At 29.3% G+C, this 21,238-nt stretch carries 16 protein-coding genes; 10 read left to right on the top strand and 6 right to left on the bottom strand.

Translation table 11 applies throughout. The features are described 5' to 3' along the window. Nucleotides 1-184 precede the first annotated feature (184 nt). A complete protein-coding gene (gene mutS / locus GFU93_RS07365) occupies nt 185-2,770 on the bottom strand; it encodes a DNA mismatch repair protein MutS (RefSeq protein ID WP_160568400.1) in 2,586 nt (861 codons plus the stop codon). A 413-nt stretch (nt 2,771-3,183) separates the two neighbouring features. Further along, on the bottom strand, nt 3,184-4,002 hold the full coding sequence (locus GFU93_RS07360) for a DUF6427 family protein (RefSeq protein WP_160568398.1): 819 nt from the start codon (nt 4,000-4,002) through the stop codon (nt 3,184-3,186). Between the two features lie 47 nt (nt 4,003-4,049). Between GFU93_RS07360 and GFU93_RS07355 the strand changes: the two genes are divergently transcribed. The 5 genes from GFU93_RS07355 (at nt 4,050) to GFU93_RS07335 (ending at nt 10,067) form a co-directional block, all read left to right on the top strand. Then, a complete protein-coding gene (locus tag GFU93_RS07355; RefSeq protein ID WP_160557414.1) occupies nt 4,050-4,232 on the top strand; it encodes a hypothetical protein in 183 nt (60 codons plus the stop codon). Nucleotides 4,233-4,276: 44 nt separating this feature from the next. After that, a complete protein-coding gene (locus GFU93_RS07350; RefSeq protein WP_160568396.1) occupies nt 4,277-5,386 on the top strand; it encodes a CapA family protein in 1,110 nt (369 codons plus the stop codon). 302 nt (nt 5,387-5,688) lie between these two features. After that, complete coding sequence (locus GFU93_RS07345) at nt 5,689-6,759, top strand: endonuclease (RefSeq protein WP_160568394.1); 1,071 nt, start codon at nt 5,689-5,691, stop codon at nt 6,757-6,759. A 230-nt stretch (nt 6,760-6,989) separates the two neighbouring features. Beyond that, nucleotides 6,990-8,321 (top strand): alpha/beta hydrolase, encoded by a 1,332-nt coding sequence (locus GFU93_RS07340; protein ID WP_160568392.1) that lies wholly within the window; start codon nt 6,990-6,992, stop codon nt 8,319-8,321. Nucleotides 8,322-8,741: 420 nt separating this feature from the next. Then, entirely contained in the window at nt 8,742-10,067 is a 1,326-nt protein-coding gene (locus GFU93_RS07335; RefSeq protein ID WP_160568390.1) for a S9 family peptidase, read from the top strand. A 71-nt stretch (nt 10,068-10,138) separates the two neighbouring features. Here the strand turns inward: GFU93_RS07335 and GFU93_RS10140 are convergent, their stop codons facing one another. Together GFU93_RS10140 and GFU93_RS07330 are read right to left on the bottom strand one after the other, a co-directional pair. After that, nucleotides 10,139-10,465 (bottom strand): hypothetical protein, encoded by a 327-nt coding sequence (locus tag GFU93_RS10140; protein WP_160562699.1) that lies wholly within the window; start codon nt 10,463-10,465, stop codon nt 10,139-10,141. A gap of 3 nt (nt 10,466-10,468) precedes the next feature. Next, a complete protein-coding gene (locus GFU93_RS07330) occupies nt 10,469-11,329 on the bottom strand; it encodes a beta-1,6-N-acetylglucosaminyltransferase (RefSeq protein ID WP_160568388.1) in 861 nt (286 codons plus the stop codon). A gap of 115 nt (nt 11,330-11,444) precedes the next feature. On the opposite strand from GFU93_RS07330, the gene mfd reads away from it, so the two are divergent. The 4 genes from mfd to pth all read left to right on the top strand — a co-directional run bounded on the left by mfd (nt 11,445) and on the right by pth (nt 17,627). Then, nucleotides 11,445-14,810, top strand: a complete 3,366-nt coding sequence (gene mfd, locus GFU93_RS07325) for a transcription-repair coupling factor (protein ID WP_160568386.1) — start codon at nt 11,445-11,447, stop codon at nt 14,808-14,810. A 68-nt stretch (nt 14,811-14,878) separates the two neighbouring features. Then, the gene (locus GFU93_RS07320) at nt 14,879-16,264 is read left to right on the top strand and encodes a DUF6056 family protein (protein ID WP_160568384.1); all 1,386 of its coding nucleotides are present in this window, start codon (nt 14,879-14,881) and stop codon (nt 16,262-16,264) included. Nucleotides 16,265-16,285: 21 nt separating this feature from the next. Next, nucleotides 16,286-17,023, top strand: coding sequence for a glycosyltransferase (locus GFU93_RS07315; protein ID WP_160568382.1), 738 nt, complete (start codon nt 16,286-16,288; stop codon nt 17,021-17,023). A 37-nt stretch (nt 17,024-17,060) separates the two neighbouring features. Continuing rightward, a complete protein-coding gene (pth, locus tag GFU93_RS07310) occupies nt 17,061-17,627 on the top strand; it encodes an aminoacyl-tRNA hydrolase (RefSeq protein WP_105297323.1) in 567 nt (188 codons plus the stop codon). 143 nt (nt 17,628-17,770) lie between these two features. On the opposite strand, the gene GFU93_RS07305 is transcribed toward pth, so the two are convergent. Continuing rightward, on the bottom strand, nt 17,771-18,757 hold the full coding sequence (locus GFU93_RS07305; RefSeq protein WP_160568380.1) for a polysaccharide deacetylase family protein: 987 nt from the start codon (nt 18,755-18,757) through the stop codon (nt 17,771-17,773). A 547-nt stretch (nt 18,758-19,304) separates the two neighbouring features. On the opposite strand from GFU93_RS07305, the gene dinB reads away from it, so the two are divergent. Then, on the top strand, nt 19,305-20,399 hold the full coding sequence (dinB, locus tag GFU93_RS07300; protein ID WP_105297325.1) for a DNA polymerase IV: 1,095 nt from the start codon (nt 19,305-19,307) through the stop codon (nt 20,397-20,399). 176 nt (nt 20,400-20,575) lie between these two features. Here the strand turns inward: dinB and GFU93_RS07295 are convergent, their stop codons facing one another. Then, entirely contained in the window at nt 20,576-21,238 is a 663-nt protein-coding gene (locus GFU93_RS07295; RefSeq protein ID WP_160568378.1) for a response regulator transcription factor, read from the bottom strand.

The following is a 21,238-nucleotide window of genomic DNA, read 5'->3' as shown; positions in this document are numbered from 1 at the left end:
AAAGTAAGCAAGAGTTAAACGAAACTTTTTTTATAACATTCAATAGTTGAAAATGCAAATCGAAAGTAATTCGTTCTAAGAAAAGAATTTTTTAAAATTATTACCCATAGGTATGATCTTATACAGTAAAAAATATAGAAAAAAATAGGTTGAAAATCTTAATATATTTTTAAAAAATGAACAATCAGCCACCAATCATTTTCTTTATATGGTTTAATTTCATTAAAGCTTCTAAAGGAGTCAACGCATTGATATCAGTTTTTACTATTTCTTCACGAATATTTTCTAAAATTGGATCGTCCAATTGAAAAAAGCTTAATTGCATATTTTCATCGGTAGATGTTTTTGCATTTTCTTTCCGCTCTTTTTTAGAACTGTTATTTTCCAAAGTTTTTAAAATTTGCTCGGCACGTTGAGTTACTATTTCGGGCATTCCTGCCAGTTTAGCTACATGTATACCGAAACTGTGCTCGCTTCCTCCCGGAATTAATTTTCTAAGAAATACTATCGTTCCATTGACCTCCTTGATACTCACATTGAAATTTTTAATTCTTGAAAATGACTCCGTCATTTCGTTAAGTTCGTGATAATGTGTAGCAAAAAGCGTTTTAGGATGTGTAGGGTGCTCATGAAGATATTCTGCAATTGCCCAGGCTATGGAAACGCCATCGTATGTGCTGGTTCCTCGGCCTATTTCGTCAAGCAATATTAAGCTGCGATCTGAAATATTATTTAGAATACTCGCCGTTTCATTCATTTCAACCATGAAGGTTGATTCTCCTTTTGATAAATTATCAGAAGCTCCTACGCGAGTAAAAATTTTATCCACAATACCCAGCGTTGCCTCCTTGGCAGGAACATAGCTTCCAATTTGAGCCATGAGAACAATCAATGCCGTTTGTCTGAGCAATGCGGATTTTCCTGCCATGTTAGGACCTGTAATCATGAGTATTTGCTGCTTTTCGTCATCCATATAGACCGAATTAGCTACATAGGACTCTCCTAAAGGCAATTGTTTTTCAATGACGGGATGTCTTCCGTCTTTTATGTCGATGACTTTGGAATCTGTTAATTTAGGATGTATATATGAGTTTTCTTGTGCTGTTTCCGCAAAAGAAAGCAAAGTATCGATGGCAGCAATTTTGGAAGTATTATGCTGGATATCCGTAAGACTGTTTTTGATTTGTAAACAAAGACTTTTGAAAAGTTCAGATTCCAATATTCCTATTTTTTCTTCAGCGCCTAAAATTTGGCTTTCGTATTCTTTTAATTCTTCTGTAATATATCTTTCGGCATTAACCAATGTTTGTTTTCTGATCCAATCGGTAGGAACTTTATCTTTATGGGTGTTCCTAACTTCCAAATAATAGCCGAACACATTATTAAAATCAATTTTTAGGCTGGGAATACCGGTTTTTTCAGATTCTCTAATGCATAAATTGTCTAAATATTCTTTGCCATGATTTTTTAAATTACGCAATATATCCAATTCTTCGGAAATTCCTTCTTTTATTACTTTTCCTTTTGACAAAATAACCGGTAACTCATCATTTAATTGCTTTTGCAATAAGGATACAACTTCTTCTAAATTTTTAAATTCTCCAAAATTAGTAAAGGTCGGATGATTTTTTTCTTTTAAGATTTTTTCGATTTTTAAGTAATTAATCAAAGAATCCTTTAAATATCCTAATTCTTTAGGTGATATACGTTCACCGGCTAATTTGCCTAGAAGTCTTTCTACATCGGATATCCCTTTAAGCAATTCTCGGATCTCATAAGCTATTTCGGAAAATTCTAAGAAGAACTCTACTACTTCCAACCTCCTTTGAATTACGGATATTTCTTTTAAAGGAGTGAGAATCCATCGGCGTAACATTCTCCCTCCCATATTGGTATGGGTTTTATCTAATATTTTTAACAGGGAAACCGATTGGGATTCAGTTGTATGGATTAATTCTAAATTTTTGATGGTAAAATCGTCCATCCATACAAAAGTGTCTTGTGATAATCGCTGAATATTGGTTATATGGTCCAATAATTTATGATGAGTATCTTCAACTAAATAAGCAAAAACCGCACCTGCTGCAGTGATCGCTAGTTTCATTGATTCTATACCAAAACCTTTTAAAGAATTGGTTTTAAAATGTGAAGTTAGTTTATCGTACGAATAATCATATTGAAATGCCCAATCTTCTAATTGAAATGAATAGGCTTGATGATCAAAGGGTAAAGGATGTCTTCGTTGATGGATTATTTCTGTAGGCTTAAAATTATCGATAAGATGTCGAAGTTTGTGTTCATCTCCTTCAGAAATCAGGAATTCTCCGGTGGAAATGTCCAATAAAGCCATACCGTATAAATTTTTTTCCTGATGAACGGATAATAAAAAGTTATTACTTTTTGCTTCTAAAACCTTATCATTAAAAGTTACTCCCGGGGTAACCAATTCTGTAACTCCACGTTTTACAATGCCTTTTGCCATGGATGGATCTTCTAACTGATCACAAATAGCAACTCTAAGACCCGAACGTACTAATTTGGGTAGATATACATCTATTGAATGATGGGGAAAACCGGCCAACTCAATATGACTTGCTTGTCCGTTTGCTCTTTTTGTAAGTACAATTCCTAAAATTTTGGAAGCTTTAACCGCATCTTCACCAAATGTTTCATAAAAATCTCCAACTCGAAACAGCAACATAGCATCCGGATATCGGGCTTTTATACTGTTGTATTGCTTCATCAAAGGAGTTTCTTTTGTCTTACCCATTGCTTTCGAAGGTTATAGTAGGTATTAATTTACATGAATTTGCTAAATTAGTACTTATTAATGGTTTTTAAAAATGCTCAATGGGTTTACGTATTTCATTTTTTTGTTAGGATCTACTCTTTTTAATTGTGAAATTGTATATCCTATCCTAAAATTTCATAAAAATGTATTAAAATATAAAATTAAGAAAGTTATTTAAGTAGTTAAGTTTTTAATTATAGAGCTTGTATAAAACAATATATTTTTTAGCCTTTTCTTCGATTTGTTCATGGGTAACTTCATTATTTTTTGAATAGACTATTGATTAAAAAAACAAATTAACTCTCAATTTTTTTGACTAAATTAACGTAAAGGACAATGCTTCTTAAATTTAATGTTACGTTCCGTATGGTTTTATTAAAATGAAATTGATATTAAATACATCTGGATGTGATCAGACTTACCGGAAGGCTAACGAATATCAACAAGGCATAATTATCTCCCATGAAGAAAGCATAAATTAAAATCCAGAACAAAAGATAAAAAACTAAAATAGTATGCTGTGAAGAAATTTTTAAATCTTCGGAAATATTTTTATTTGAATATTGACTGATCCATCCTAAAACTAATACAACAAGAAGTATTAATAAAATAGGGATTTGATATTCAAAATGAAATGTTGGAATGGTTAATTGATTTATCCAATTAGTAATATATGAAAAAGAATCGGTAATAAATGTTATTTCAAGAGTAAGTATAACGGTTACCAATACACCTGCGATATACTGGGATATGTTTATTTTTTCCTTATAGTATACAATAGTCATGAATAAAAATAAAAAAACTATGGAAATAGTGGGAAAATATAATAAGCTTGCTATAGAAGCGAACATTCCAATATTAAAATATTTCAATTGAGAAGATTTGCTGAAAATATCTAACAATAATAAAAGCGCCATAGAAAGCAGTAAGTAAGAAAGACCTATAGGTAAATTTATAAATTCTTCACAAGAAGGAATAAATAAAAGATTATAAATGGCTAACGCCCAAATTTTCCTTTTTTTCTTAAATTTTGAATATAAAATCGTAAAGGTATTTAAAATATATGATAATGAACTAACAACAACTATCTCCCACAGTTTTATAATAGATGTAACGTGTAAATTAAGATAATAAATAAAGACTCCTAAAAAAATGATCCACAGGCCAAAAACGGGAAAAAAATATTTGATAGAAGGAGAGTTCGAGTACATTTTTTTATATATTTGTTACAAAAATATAAATAAAAACCTATTAAATCATGACAGAATTAATACTAGGTATCGGCAAATTATTTACATGGTCTTACAAAATTTTACCTGTCATTGGACATTTTGTTGATTGGTTGTATGTGGCTATTCTTTGTTTATTTCTTTTGTATTGGTGTAAAAGAATTATTGGTTTTACACAGAAAGATCATAAATATGATGGAGATCATTTATAATTTTTGTCTTTAAAAACTAGTATCATATCCATTTAGACGCTCTTATGAGATTTTTTTCAATTATCTTGACCTTTTTGGTGATTACGGTTGCCTGTAAGAAAAATAAGGTAAAAGAATCAGAAAAAAAATCTTATCCTGTCACTGAATCCAAAGATTTTCTATCCGCTAATTCCGATACTGTTACCATTACAGCAGTGGGAGATATTATGTTAGGAAGTAACTATCCTTCAGCCTCTTTCCTGCCGGGTGTCAATATATTAGAAGGAATAATTCCTGTACTTAAAGAAAAAACAGATTTGATTGTCGGTAACTTAGAAGGTACTTTATTTGATTCCGGAGGAAAACCAAAAGAATGTTCCGATCCTAATTTTTGCTTTGTGTTCAGATCTCCCTTTGCGTATGGAAACTATTTAAAGGAAGCCGGGTTTGACTTTTTAAGTATAGCAAATAATCACAGTAATGATTTTGGTACTTTTGGAAGAAATGCAACCGAAAAAAATTTAAAGAATTTAGGTATACAATATGCCGGTGTATTGAATCATTGTGAATATGCTATTAAAGAAAAAAATGGAATACGATATGCTTTTATAGGAGCCGGACACAGTCCCGGTTTAATAAGTTCGGTTCATTACGCAGATATTAAAAGAGTCATTAAAGAAGTGCGCCCTAAAGCTGATATTATTATTGTTATGTTTCATGGAGGAGGAGAGGGGGCTTCTTATCAGCATATACCTTTTAAAAATGAATTTTATGCCGGGGAAAATCGAGGGAATGTCGTAGAATTTGCACATGTTTGCATTGATGCAGGAGCAGATCTTATTTTAGGAAGCGGACCCCATGTTGCCAGGGCCGTTGAACTCTATAATAATAAATTTATTGCTTACAGTTTAGGTAATTTTGCCACGTATGGAAAGATTACGTTAACCGGACCCAATGGCAATGCTCCTATTTTGAAAATTAAAACAGATACTAAAGGTAATTTTATTTCTTGTCGTGTTATATCCATCATTCAAAGTAAAGGATCAAAAAAAGGACCTGAAATCGATACTAATTACAAAGCGTATAATTATATTAAATATTTAACCTATACAGACTTTCCTAATAATCATTTTGTTTTCTCTCCATCAGGTGAAATTAAGATTAATAAGCGATAATTTAATTACATTTTTTGCGATATATTATAAGGTACAATCAGCTGTCTTATTTGATTATTCTTTAAAAAATATTTTTAATTATTAAATTTTAATAATCAAGGTAATTTTAATACCGGCAAAATTTTTTAATTACATTTATTTATTTGAAAGATAGTGGTTTGCCGGGTTTTGTGGACATTGATCTTCATAAAAAACGTAGTCAGATTGAATGTAACAAGTAAAGTTGAATAAGAACGACATATTTATTTTTTTATCTCAACCAATATTTTTATTTTTATACCAGTCTCACTAAGTATACTTTTATGAAGAAAAATTTTATCCTTTTATTATGGGCAATAGCCCATGTAATGCTAGTTGCTCAAATTCCTAATTATTACGATTCTATTGATTTTTCAAAAGACGGAGAGGAATTAAAATCAGATATCTCATCTTTAGTTACTGCTACTCACACTACCTGGTTGTATTACAGCAGCACTAAAAATCCGGATGTTTGGAAGACCTTAAAATTGTCGGATATAGATCCTGAAAATTCGGATCAAAATACTGTTTTATTAATTTATGGCTATAATGACGATCCGCAAGATGTAATGCATAATCGAATAAGAAGTGTTGATTCCTCTTGTCACAAATCTTCTTGTAAAGGGCTTTGGACTCGAGAGCATGTTTTTGCCAAATCATTGGCTAATCCCAAATTGGTTACCTCATCCAGAGGTCCCGGTACCGATGCACATAACTTACGAGCCGTAGATCAACAATATAATATCCGTCGAAGTAATCGTAATTTTGCAGAAGGCACCGGTAATTCCGGTAATGTTTCATCAACAGGGTTTTATCCGGGGGATGAATGGAAGGGATCTGTAGCAAGAATTATAATGTATATGCATGTTAGATATCCCGGTCAGTGCGAAGCAAAAAATACAGCAGAAAGCACGTATACTTACAGTGTTGAAATGCCCGATTTATATTTGAAATGGAATGCTGAAAAAGATCCAACCCTTTTTGAAAAACTTAGAAATGAAGTTATTTACAACATTCAAGGAAATAGAAATCCATTTATTGATAACCCTTACATTGCCACACTCATATGGGGTGGGCCCAGAGCCCTAAATACTTGGGGTTATTTGTTAATGGATGAAGTAATTAAACCTGTAGAATACAAGGTTTACCCAACCGTTACTTCTGAAAATTTTGTATATGTTAAAGGCCGAGATATTAAAGCAATATATATTTATAACATTTCAGGAAATTTGATAAATTATATTGTAAATTTTGATGATACTCAAATACCAATTCCTAATCAAGTGGGAATCTACTATGTTAAGTTAGTAACTAAAAAAGGTGAACAATCTTTTAAAATTATAAAAAAACCATGATACTAAATTTTGAATAATTTACGATTGATGGATTAACAGTATCTATATTTATTAAAGCCCTAAGAATTCTTAGGGCTTTATTCTTTTATGATAAATTTATTATTATGTTATATAATGTGATATCAGTCTAAATAATTCATTTTATTATTTTTATTATCCATATTTTATATATATATATTATAATCAAACTATTAAATTTGTTAAATTAAACAAATTAATAAATAAAAATCATGAAAAAATTTAACTTTAGACTTATTATTTATTCTCTATTGGGTTTACTATTAACCCTACAATCGTGTTCAAATGAGGATAGCCTTGATGAAGTATCTTCGAGCACTGTAGACTCAGATCAAACATTATCTAAATCTTTATCTTGGAGATCTGGCGAATATGAAGATTTAGGCTCTTTAGATTACAATACCTTATTAGAAATAAGGGAAAATTTAATTAAATCAGGAATCCATGTTTCTGATTTAAAGATAAATGAACCTTCTAAAACACAAAAATCACCACTTGAAGTTCAAATATTAAAAGTAAAAACTAAAACCGCACATCCCAATCGATTAGGAGGAACTATTGATGTGTCGGGAGTATTGTTATTACCGGCAAAAACCATTTTTAATTCCATTTTTAAACACCGCATAATTGTTGCTCCGCCACCCACTTATACTTATAATAAAATGGCGCCATCTAATGTTTTTCAAGGATTTAAGTGGATGGATAACGATTTGCATTTTAATTATTTGGCATTTTGGACCTTGCAAGCTTTGAATGGATTTATTGTTTTCTTCCCGGATTATCCCGGATTTGGAGATTCATATAAACAATGCCAACATCCTTATTTAGATTCTAAAGCATTGGTTAATTCAACATTAGATCTTCTAAAATCAGCGCAAAGAACTTTAACTAAAAAAGGATATAGATTTAAAAAAGATTTAATAATCAGCGGATATTCTTTAGGTGGTTTTGTGGCTTCATCTTTAGCTCGGGAGATAGAAACAAACCCTTCGCATGGACAATCCGTTAGCTTATTATTTACAGGAGGAACCCCATGTAATTTAAAGCAAATTACAGATTTAGTTAGAAGTGCTGAAAAAACCCAGCATCATTTTTTTCTAACGTATGGTGTATGGGGATACAAAAAAAATGCATATCCGTATATAAATATCAATGATTTTTTAAAAGAGCCTTATGCATCTAAATCTCTTTCTTGGTTTGATGGAACTCATTATGAATTAATTGTAAATCTATATTTTTCAAACAGACCAAAGGATATATATGCCGAAAAATTTATTAAAAATCTCGATACAGATCCGAGTATCTCATATATGAATGATATTCTTTATGAAAACAGTGTTAAGCCGTGGAAAAATAAATGTAGATTTATTATGACTCACGGAACTTCAGACATTTCTGTCTATTATCAAAATGCATATGATTTTTCAAAACAACAGAATCAATCGGGAGGAAATGTTACCTTTATATCTACTGTAGGTGATCATATAATTGGTATGATTCCTTATTATACCAAAGCTACATTTTATACCTTGCTATACAAATAGCATTTATATACTAATATAAAAAAAAACAGGCCTCATATGAGGCCTGTTTTTTTATAGAGCATTTTTTATAATGCTCCTCTAGTTTCAAATTGTAGTTAATTATTAAATGCAACTTAATAAAAAATCTTTTTGAAAATTAAGGATAAAATAAACTTTTTTTGAATAAGCTGTCATATAGGACTATATAAAATGGATAAGTTAACTATTAACGATAATTGCTTTGCATTTTTCTGATTATATAAGGAATGATATTAGTATTTTAAAAATTTTCTAATTGCAAATAAATATTTTGTTTTAATAGTAATTAGATATATAAAAAAAATATGTATATATTTTAGGGAAAAAATTATATCTAATGATATAATTTATAAGATAAAATTTATTATTTTTGTTTATAAAAAAATAAAATATACATAAATCATGAAAAAAAATTTTTCAAGGATTTTAATCGCTTTCATATTGGGAGTGACTTTTACAATCCAATCATGTAATAATGAAGATAGTTTTGTTGATACTTCTTCAAATTCAGTAGAGAATTTGTCTAAAGCTTCTTCTGCTGATGTTCCTGTAAAATCAGAAGTAATAGCTACTTTTGATTCGAGTGCTTTATTAAATTTAAAAAATAAATTACAAAAATATGGGGTAGATGTTTCAAGTTTTCAATTAGATAAATTAAAAGCATCAAATGAACCGACATCTAAAATTGTTCCTAGTGTAAAAGTTATAAAAGTTACAACTAAAACAGCGCATCCGAATCGTTTAGGAGGCTTAATAGATGTTTCAGGGGTTTTATTACTTCCTCCAAGAACTGTTATTTCGGATTTAACCAAATACCGTATTATAGTGGCTACTCCGCCTACTTATACCAATAATAAAACGGCTCCATCCAATTTATTTAAAGATGTGAATTTACCTGATAATGATTTCTTAGCTTATTGGACTCTTCATGCAAGTAACGGATTTATAGTATTTGTGCCTGATTATCCTGGATTCGGTGAATCTTACAGACAATGTCAGCATCCCTATTTAGATTCAAAATCAATGGTTAATTCAACATTAGATTTATTGAATGCGGCTAAACTTACACTTTCGGGAGAAGGATATAGATATAAAACAGATTTAATCGTTACCGGTTATTCTTTAGGAGGATTCGTAGCGGCATCCATAGGGCGCAAAATTGAAACTACCCCTTCACTTGGGCTTTCTGTTAATTTATTGTTAACCGGAGGAACTCCATGTAATTTAAAACAAATTGCGGATATTGTTAGAAATTCAGAAAAAACTCAACATACTTATTTTTTAACATATGGTTTGTGGGGGTATAAACAAAATGCGTATCCTAATATAAATATTAGAGATTTTCTTAAAGAACCGTATGCTTCAACCTCTTTGTCTTATTTCGACGGAACTCATTGGGATATAGAAGTAAATGCATATTTTTCACAATATCCTAAAGAAATGTATACTGAAAAATTTATCAAAGATCTTGATACAGATCCTTCTTTAGCTTACATGAATGATATTCTTCATGAAAACAGTGTAACCCCTTGGGTAAATAAATGTAGATTTATTATGACGCATGGAGTTTCTGATGTATCTGTATATTATCAAAATGCTTATGATTTCTCTGTACAACAGAAAAAATTTGGAGGTAATGTAACTTTTATTTCTACTGAAGGAGATCACATTATCGCTTTAGTTCCCTATTTAAATAAAGCGACCTTTTATACTGCTCTTTATAAATAGTTTTTTTAAATTAATTGTAAAAAGAGGCAGATTCAATTTAATTGGGTCTGCTTTTTACATATTTATATTTGTTAATTTATATAATTCATAAAAGCCCAAAACTTCCTTTTTTTTAAGTATTCTAAGTTAAATTCATTGGCATATGCCTCCTTTTCAAAACTGATTTCACTGTAAGCGATAGACGCATTTTTATATTTTACTAGATTTACTATAAATTCAGCGATATAAAAAATAAAGAAAAAGACCCAAAGCATTTCAAGTTGCTGTCTTAGGTGTATTCTTTCGTGATTGATTAATATTTTATTCTTTTTTAAATGTTTATAGCGTATAAAAATAAACGGGAATATAGTAATTCCTTGAAAATCACCATAAAATATATAGGGAAAATATATAACCATTTATTATCTTCTATTTTCTAATTTTTCAACTAAAGAATCGGATATTTCTTTATCAATTTTTCTGCAAAATAAATTATCGGAGTCAATAATCTTATTAAAATCATCTTCACTTAAAACTCTCGGGCTATTAATGCAATTAGTCCAATCTATATACCTGAAATTCTTATTTATAATTTTATCTTTCAAATTTGAATTCATCAATAATACTTGAAAGAAAACCTCATCTGAACACCAGGTTGTAGTAAAAAAAGTAGTTATTTTTTTGTTTTTTGCAAATTCAAGTGAATAATATACTGCTTCTTTGGATAGATTCCACCATTGACTACCCCAATAGGGGGTAAGATTGTGAATCATTTTGATTTTATATTCCTTTCCCGTAATAAATTTATAAGCTAATTTATATGCCGTATGGATTTTTCTTTCTAAAATTCGATTCGCGGGATAATGCCTTCGATCGTATCTCCATATATAAGGTTTATATTTATTGTTTTCAGTAATTAACAAGCACTCAATAAAACTAATCTCCTTATATTTTTTAAAAAAATCATCAATATATTGATTGCTTTTTATTGGATAATCTTGACCGGAAATTAGTAGAACATGAGAAAAATCTTCTTGTTCATCCACAATTTGTTGAAGTGAATGTAAAGTTTGATTTACTATGGAATATTCTCCCCAAGTTACATTTACTCTTTTTTTTACTAAAATAGCGCTAGAATCAATTTGTTGTGGATTAATGTCGGATTTTTTATCTAAGTTGACATAGATAACAAAATTATCATAAACTAGTGATTTTATCAATTTATTTAAACATTCAATATTTTTATGTGCGTGGATTAATATTACTATATTCTTATTTTCCATTCATATTAAAATTTAAATTTTTTAAATATAAAAAATAAAATAGAAAAATTGTATGCTGATTAGCTAAATAAGAGGTTAATTTAAATATTAACAAAATTCGTACCTTTACGTTGTTTTGAAAACAAATTCCATTATACACTCAATTTTTCCGCTTTTAAAAAAGAGTATTTTAGATTCGGAAGTATCCATATTTTTAGAAGAAAAAAGTATTATAAAACTATCTGTATTAGGTGCGGCAGGTTCCTACCTTAACATTTACAGTAGTTATTTATATAACTCTTTGAAAAAAACGATATTGTTACTCTTTTCCGATAAAGAAGAAGCAGCGTATGCTTTGAATGAAATCGAGGATATGTTCGGGAAAGATACAGTTTTGTTTTATCCTACCTCACATTTAACTCCTTATCAGATTGAGGAAGTCCAAAACGCAAATGTGGTTTTACGAACGGAAGTGATTAACAGCATCACGCAAATGAAAAATCCCAAAATTATTATTACTTATGCTGATGCTTTATCTGAAAAAATAATTACTAAATCTGAATTACATTCGATTAGTTTTAAAATAAAAACAGGTGAAAAAATTGATGCAGATTTCCTTAATGAAACGCTTTTCAGTTTTCATTTTAAACGAACCGATTTTGTAACTCAACCCGGTGAATTTTCTGTAAGAGGAGGGATTGTAGATGTTTTCTCTTATTCTGATGAAAAACCCTATCGTATAGGATTTTTTGGCAACGAAGTGGAAACTATACGTAAATTTAATATTGACACCCAACTTTCCGAAGAAAAGGTTGATGAATTTATGATTGTTCCCAATATAGATCATTCGCACAGAGAAACTATGAAAGTTTCATTTTTAGATTACCTGCCTTCGGACACTATATTTATAAGTAAAGATTTTTCTTTGACTTTAGCTAATATTGAAAAAAAATTTTCAAAGGCAGAAGAGGTTTATACTACCTTATCGCAAAATATAAAACGCAGTAAGCCTAAAGAGCTTTATATACAATCCCATGAGCTTATTTCTAAAATAGTTCAGAATTCATTTATTGAATTCTCCTCAATCCCTTATTTTAATGAATTTAAAACAGTACGGCTGGATCAAACAGAGCAACCGAGTTTTCATAAACAATTTGACTTGTTAGGGCAAGATTTGCTTGAAAAAGAAAAATCACATTATAAGAATTACATTGCGTTTCAATCCGAAAAACAGGAAAGCAGATTACAAGATATTTTTTCAGAAATTGAAAAAGAAGTGCCTTTTATAGGTTTTCATGCTAATGTAAGTAAAGGATTTATAGATCATAATTCTAAATTTCTTATCTATACGGATCATCAAATTTTCGAAAGATATCACCGATATAATTTACGAAATTCATTTTCTAAGTCAGAATCCCTAACACTTAAAGAGTTAACAGACTTGAAAGTGGGAGATTATGTAACCCATATTGATCACGGGATCGGTAAATTTATGGGATTGGTGAAAATTAAAAATGATGATAAGTTACAAGAAACCATCAAACTGGTATATAAAAATAATGATATCTTATATGTAAATATCCATTCCTTGCATAAAATCTCAAAATTTTCAGGAAAAGAAGGCGCAGAAGTTACTCTTAACCAATTGGGATCGGCAGCGTGGAAAAACCTTAAGAATAAGGCAAAAAGAAAAGTTAAGGAAGTTGCTTTTGACCTTATAAAACTTTATGCCGACAGGAAAACTAAGAAAGGATTTTCGTTTTCACCCGACGGATATTTACAAAATGAACTGGAAGCCTCTTTTATGTATGAAGATACTCCGGATCAAGAAAAAGCTACCCAAGACGTTAAAAGCGACATGGAAAAACCTATTGCTATGGATAGGCTTATTTGTGGGGATGTAGGATTTGGTAAAACGGAAATTGCCATAAGGGCAGCTTTTAAAGCGGCTACAGATGGAAAACAAAGCGCTATTATGGTTCCGACCACCATATTGGCTTTGCAACACTATAAAACTTTTATGTCCAGACTAAAAGATTTTCCTGTACGTATTGAATATTTAAATCGATTTAAAACTGCCGGACAAAAAAAAGAAATAATCAAATCTCTTGCCGAAGGAAAAATTGATATTATTATAGGAACTCATCAATTAATCGGTAAGGATGTCGTTTTTAAAGATTTAGGCTTATTAATTATTGATGAAGAGCATAAATTCGGAGTATCCGTAAAAGATAAATTAAAGACATTAAAAACAACGGTAGATACGTTAACGTTAACCGCCACTCCAATCCCCAGAACTTTACAATTTTCTTTAATGGCGGCTCGCGATATGTCTGTTATTAAGACTCCGCCTCCCAATAGGCAGCCCGTTCAGACTCAACTTATTGGTTTTAATGAAGAACAAATCCGGGATGCCATCATTTATGAATTAAACAGAGAAGGACAAATATTATTTATCAATAATAGAATTGAAAATTTGGATGTGCTCGCAGGGATGATTAAGCGCTTGGTTCCTATGGCCCGAGTGGCCATTGGACATGGTCAAATGGAGGGAAAGAAACTTGAGAAAATTATGATTGACTTTATGGAGGGGAATTACGATGTCTTAATTTCAACTACAATTATTGAATCCGGTTTAGATGTTCCAAATGCAAATACAATTTTTATTAATGATGCTCAAAGATTCGGTTTAGCAGATTTACATCAAATGAGGGGGCGGGTAGGAAGATCCAATCGAAAAGCTTTTTGTTATCTCATCACTCCGCCATTAGACGTTATCACATCCGAAGCCAGAAAGCGTTTACAAGCAATAGAACAATTTTCAGATCTGGGTTCCGGGTTTAATATAGCCATGAAAGATTTAGAGATACGAGGAGCCGGCGATTTGTTAGGTGCTGAGCAAAGCGGTTTTTTTGCAGAAATCGGATTTGAAGCTTATCAACAAATTTTAAATGAAGCTATAGAAGAATTAAAAGAAGATGAATTTTCAGATTTGTTTGTTGAAGAAAACGAGAAGAAGGAATTTATTACAGATGTACAAATTGATACCGATTTTGAATTATTAATACCCGATCAATATGTAAATAAGGTAGAAGAACGATTTTCACTTTATCAAAAATTATCTGAAATTACTAATGAAGAAGAACTTACCAATTTTAAAAACGAGCTTATAGATCGTTTTGGCAAATTACCTGATCAAACTCAAGATTTATTAAAGAGTGTTAAGTTAAAATGGATTTCCAAATATATTGGATTTGAAAAATTATTAATTAAAAATAATGTTTTGTTGGCCTATTTTCCAATTAACGCTCAATCTAAATATTATCAATCAGATACTTTTAAGAAAGTTCTGGAATATTTACAAAATAACCCTTCTGATGCTTCATTAAAACAAAAAAACGTACATGATAATTTACAGCTTTATTTAAGAAAAGACAAGATATTGAAAATAGACGATGTACTTTATTTTTTGGAAAGAATTCATGCATTTATCGATGAATAGCAGGAAATCGTATCAAAAAAAATGTATCTTCGCATTTATTATCCAATATTTTATTTTATACGTATTACATGAGTCAATCGCGCACATTTAGTATTTTTGATAAACTCATTATCCTATTATTATTTGTGGCAACCCTTCCATTGCTATATCTTTCTTTTTTTAATGAACCTTCGGCGGATGATTTTAATTACGCTATAAAATTAAATAAAGATACTTTTTTGGGTATAGAATATTATGAATATATGCATTGGGGGAGTAGATATACAGCTACTGCGGTTTTAATTACAGATCCCATCCATTGGGGAAGTTTCTTAGGATATAGAATGATTTCTGTGTTGATGATCGTGCTTTTTATCTTTGCTTCCTATTTTATGTTTTATCAGCTGGTAAAAGATAAGATCTTATCTGTTAAACTAGCCTCGTTATTTTCTTTTATTTATATATTTCAATTACCCGGGATTAATTCAGCCTTTTATTGGCTTTCTGGTTCTGCTACCTATCATTTGGGCAATATATTATTTCTATTTTATATAGGATTTTGTGCTAAGAGTACCGAACAATTAAAATTAAGGAATGTATTTCTCTATTTATTGATATTTCTTATTATAGGCTGTAATGAAATATCCATGATTTATCTGCTGATCTTTAATTTCTTATTGTTTACTTATAACTTTTTTAAAACTAGAAAATTATTTACAATATATTTTTATCTATTACTTTGGACTGTCCTGTTAACGATTTTTATATTAATAGCACCGGGAAATCACGAACGTTCTCATTCCGTGTTTAATCCTTATTCCTTTACGGAAATTATTTTAAAATCTCTTAGAAAAACAACAGTTATAATTATTAGATATGCAGCCCTTTCATTTTTAATTATATTTTTGGCTTTTTACAGCTTTAGAAAATCATTACAAAAAATGAAATTTTCTTTACTTTCACTTCCTTATTATTTTTATATACTTTTATTTTTACTTCTCATATTTATCGGATGCTTTCCAAGTATATATACTTTAGGAAGTTATCCGCCACTACGCACGGTCAATGTAATCTTTTTAAGTATTTTGATTCTTTTAATGGTTGTATGTTGCAAATTAATCAGAGAACCTTTCATCAGTAAAATACATGTGCCACATTTTTTACTAAATATTTCTTTGCTAATTTTAGTTTTAGGTTATATTTTTGCCATTAGAGATAATGAAGTATATGATTTAAGCAATAATATTTTTAATTCATACGATGATATCGTTAGTGGTAAAGCCCAAAAATATAAAGAAGAAGTTCATGAAAGATATGAGATTATTCAAAAGTCTAAGAAAGATACTATATACTTATTACCAATTCAAACAAAGCCACGAATTATATATCATTCTGATTTAAGCCATGATCCAAAACATTTTTATAATGCGACCATGGCAGAATATTTTAATAAAAAAGCGATCATAATTAAATAATTAATATATAATATATAAATCATGAAAACTAATTGTGTAGTTGTTCCTTGTTATAATGAAGAATTCAGGTTGCCTATCAAAGAATTTGAAAAAAGTTTAGCAGAAGAAAATAATCTTTCATTTTGTTTTGTAAATGATGGCAGCTCGGATCAAACATTAAAAATATTAAATGAATTGTATCAAAAATTTCCAGATAAAGTTTTAGTTGTTGATAAAAAGCAAAATGCAGGGAAAGCAGCAGCAATTTTTACCGGGATCAATGAAGCTTTTACGTGGAAAAATTTTGATATTTTAGGATATTTAGATGCTGATTTAGCTACTTCTGTTGAAGAATATAGTCGTATATGTTCATACATGAACGAAAATATTATTTTTGTATTCGGATCAAGAGTCAGAAGAATCGGTTCGCAAATAAAAAGAAAATTGCACCGTCATTTAATTGGAAGAATTTTTGCTACCTTATCCAGTACCATGTTGGATTTACCGGTTTATGATACTCAATGCGGAGCCAAAGCATTCTCTCAAGATATAGCTAAAAAGATATTTGCTGATCCGTTTATATCAAATTGGAGTTTTGATATTGAAATTTTCTTTAAATTCATGAATATAGTTGGTAAAGAAAATGTTGAAAAGAGAGCAAAAGAAATCCCTCTAGAAGCCTGGAGAGATGTGGGAGATTCCAAAGTTAAATTTTCTTATTCTTTAAAACTTCCTTTTGAACTTTTAAGAATAAAAAAATACTATAAGAAAAAATACTGATTTTTTCTTATAGTAGTATGACAAAAATCGAAATTTTATGAATAAATACCTGATTGTAGGCTTAGGAAATATAGGAGAAAAATATAGCAATACTCGGCATAATATAGGTTTTTTACTGGTTGATAGACTAGTTGAAAAACTTGGAGGTAGTTTTAAAGCACAAAATTTCGGTCAAGTTTGTGAAACTTCATATAAAGGCAGAAAAACTTTTATACTAAAGCCTGATACTTATATGAATTTAAGCGGTAATTCAGTTAACTATTGGGTTACAAAAGAAAAAATAAAGCTCGAGAATTGTTTAATTATTTGTGATGATTTAAGCCTACCATTTGGTACTATTCGTATAAAATCCAAAGGAAGCAGTGCGGGACATAATGGATTGAGAAGTATCGAAGAAAAGTTACAAACGCAACAATATCCGCGGTTTCGTTTTGGAATCGGTAATAACTATGTAAAAGGTAAACAAATTGAATATGTTTTAGGAGAGTGGAACGAAGAAGAAAAAAAAGTTCTTAATGAAAGAATCGATATAAGCACAGATGCAATACTATCGTTTATTTTTTCAGGTTTAAATAATACTATGAATCAATATAACGGAAAATAAAAAAACCTTATAAAAAAGTATTTAGTAGTTAAAATAAACAATTTTTAAAATTTAAATACAATTAATACTAAAATCCACTACTAATTTTTCAGCAAATATTTATTTAAAAAATATTAATAAACTTATCGAAAAAGTATATATAATTAATTTTTTTCTAAAGATAAAATAGGGTATTTATCAAGGGTTTCAAATATGTAATGTTTATCGCTTTTCAATACAGAAATAAATTTCTGTAAAGAATCTGCATATTGCGGTTTATCAAACATTCTGTCATGAACTAGAATTACTATGGAATTAGGACTATGTGTTCTACCGTTTTTCAAAGTATTTTTAACTTTTTTTATCATTTCAGTAGCACTTTCAACCGGAATGTTACTATGAACAAATCTCCATTCCAAATCCCAACCATATACAAAATAACCTATAGAATCGAGTTTTTTGGCAACATTGAACGCAGAAGATTCGCCTTTAATCTGATGATTAACCGCCCAGGTATTTCTGCCGGGAAGTCGAGCTATTTTATGTTTAAGATTTAATTTACTTTCAGCTCTTAAAAAATCCTGTAGAGCACTTTTAGCATTCTTATAAAATAAACTATATTTATTATTAGCATGGGTATCACTATGATTGCAAACGATAAATAATGGATTATTGTTTATGGAGTCCACTAGTTGTTCTCTTACTATTCCTGTATTGTGAACACCTATCATGAAAAAAGTAGCTCTAACATTGTATTTTTCCAAGATAGTTTTACAATTATGCGTGCCCGGTAATTGAGGACCATCATCTAAGGATAAATAAATATAGTATTTATCCGAGGAATCTTTTACGATTCCTTTATGATTATGTTTTGTTTCGGCAAATTTATCTTGATCTTTATTATTCTTAGAGACACTGTCTGATTTATAAGAATTTTTGTTATTAGGTTGAGCAGGTTTAGTTAAAGAATCTTTTTTACCGTGATGAATAGTAGTATCTATTGAATTATTATGATGTGTGCCGGTTGTGTCTGAAATAGAAGTAACATTAGTAACATTTTTTTCAGGTAAAGCATTTATTTTTTTGTTATCTTCTTTCTTACAACTTAGTAAACTAATTAGTAATATGATGGTAAAACAATATAATTTCATATGGATAGTTAAAATTTTTTAAAAAATTTTAAAAAATAATTTCGTCATAAATCATGCCATTTTCTTTTATAAAACATATTATAACTTTTTTATTATAAAATGGTTACATTTTTTGGTAACTCAACTTTTATTTGAAAAAAACAGAAATATTATATCATTATTTTTTATGTAAAGTATAATTTTTTTCAAAAGGTTTTAATAAAAAATCCTAAGTGATAAAGATACAATTATTTAATAGATTTTAATAAATTAACTTTTTTAAATTATAGTATAATTTAAACGAAGCTAATATTACTATACTTTCCAATAAGAAATGTTTGAAAATATATAACTATTAATTATTAGAGTGAATGACTAACAAAATCGAAACTATAATAATCAATCTAATTGTAACAAATAAATTAATAGGAAAATTTAATAATATTTTGATTTACGATTTGTATTTTATTTAAAAACGGATCATATAACTTGATTGTTACAAATAAAATTTACACAAAAATAATATTTTTGTTGATTTTAAGTAAACACCTTTTGTAACTTTGTCATTGTGCGTAAGATAATTCATATAGATATGGATGCATTCTATGCTTCAATCGAGCAAAGAGATCATGAGGAATTTAGAGGGAAACCTTTGGCCGTTGGATTTGCAGGAGAAAGAGGAGTAGTTGCTGCAGCCAGTTATGAAGCAAGAAAATTTGGTGTTCGTTCAGCAATGTCCTCCAAACAAGCAATTCAACGATGTCCCGGCCTGATTTTCACTTCCGCCCGTTTTGAGATTTATCGTTCTGTTTCAAAACAAATTAGAGACATTTTTTTTCAATATACCGATTTAGTAGAACCCTTATCGTTAGATGAAGCATTTTTAGATGTAACCCATAATTTTAAAAATATGGAATTTGCCAGGGATATTGCAAAGGAAATCAAAAATAAAATTTTTAAAGAAACCGGATTGACAGCTTCAGCAGGTGTTTCCTTCAATAAATTCCTTGCAAAAATAGCTTCAGATTATAATAAGCCCAATGGCTTATTTATTATTACTCCTCAAAGAGCAGAAAAATTTGTAGAAAACCTTAAGATTGAAGATTTTTTCGGAATAGGAAAAAAAACTGCCGAAAAAATGCATCAAATAGGAATCAATACCGGTTTAGATTTGAAAAAAAAATCTGAAGAAGATCTTATAAAGCTATTTGGTAAGCACGGGAGTTTATACTATTTAAATGCGAGGGCTATTGATAATCGGGAAGTAAATCCCAATAGAATACGAAAATCAGTAGGTTCAGAAAATACATTTATGGAAGATACAAATTCTTTACCCCGATTGTATGCGGAGTTAGAAACTATCTGTAGAGATGTAATTCACAGAATGAATAAAAATTCTTTTAAAGGCCGTACTGTTACTTTAAAGATAAAATTATCTAATTTTAAAGTAATCTCGCGAAGTAAAACCATAACGAGTTATATAATGGATTTTTCTCAACTCTATAAAATTGCTCTGGAATTACTCTATACACTCGACTTGGATAAGAAAATTAGATTGATAGGGGTAAGCATTAAAAATTCGGAATCGGATTTAGGAAATAATATTCCTAAAAATTTTCAATTAAAAATTCCCTTTAAGGAATTTAAAGATTCATATCAGTAAATTTCTAAATATATAATTAAAAAATTAATTACTTCTGTATTATAAAAAATGTTTTCCGTAAGAATTCATTATTTTAAGATCAGATTAAAAAAAGAAAAGATTGGAATTATTCCAAAAGATAAAAAGTACACTACTAAAGCATATAAACTAAAAAAATATCTAAAACTCAAAAACTTTTAAATTATCCCTAATTCAATAATTAAACTTAATAATTGTTTAGTGTCTTTTGCATTAAAAGATGCCCTTAATAAGGCAAGCCTCTTTTCTATTGAACTTTCACTATTAGGCACAATTTGATTTTCTTTTAAATGTTGTTCCACCTCTTTTTGAGTATTTCCTTTAGAAAGTAATTTTAATAAATTGATGTCATATTCCGATAATTCATATAAATTATTTTGATTTGTTTTGTAATTATCGTTGGAAATATAGGTTTTATTTTGATTCACCGATATAATAGCTTTATGTAATTCTTTGGTGTCATTTCTGCCTTTGGTTACAAATCCATTAATTTTATATCTGTCGAACATAGATTTAATTTTATGAAACCTATTTTCAATCGAAAAAACGATAACCTTAATATCAGGTTGTTCATTTTTAGCCGCTAGTATTAAATCCTCGCCTCCATCCAATTTTTGTTCTCTATAATCAGAAGCAAAAGATAAATCGGTTATTAATAGATCATAGGGATCATGATCCATAATTGCTCTTTTGATTTTAAGTAAAGCATCATCGCAATAGAAAGACTGGTCAATAATAGGAATTTTTAATTCCTCAACAGTTTTTTTAATCCCTATATTGTAACTGTCAAAATCTTCTGAAATAAGTATTTTTTTGAACAT

This window comes from Apibacter sp. B3546 (genome assembly GCF_009827885.1).
In the GTDB taxonomy this organism is placed as follows: Bacteria; Bacteroidota; Bacteroidia; order Flavobacteriales; family Weeksellaceae; genus Apibacter.
This window is presented reverse-complemented; position numbering and strand designations above follow the sequence as displayed.